Genomic DNA, 269 nt, shown 5'->3' on the forward strand with positions numbered 1-269 from the left:
CGCAGCTTTTAATGCTTCTTCAGCTGCATCTTCAGTTACTTCTTCCGCTGTAGCTTTTTTCACTGCAGTTTCTAAAGTATCTTTGATTTTTGCTAAATCCGCACCTTCTTCTTCTGCACCTTCTTTCGCTGCCGCAAGTGCTGCTTCTACATCTTTCAGCTGTTGACCATCAAACTTGCCTGCTGCAATTAAGTCTTCTACTTCTTTAATCGCTTCTGTTAGCTTTTGCTCATCCGTTTTTGCATTTTCAACGATTGTTTCTAATGCTT

1 protein-coding gene is annotated in these 269 nt (G+C 40.5%); it reads right to left on the reverse strand.

Annotation, left to right across the window (positions count from 1 at the left end; all coding sequences use genetic code 11):
* Positions 1-269: hypothetical protein (locus tag AC1M9F_RS14550; RefSeq protein ID WP_481598125.1), on the reverse strand; the 269-nt coding region annotated here is incomplete at both ends.

Source organism: Acinetobacter sp. ANC_7504, assembly GCF_056779995.1.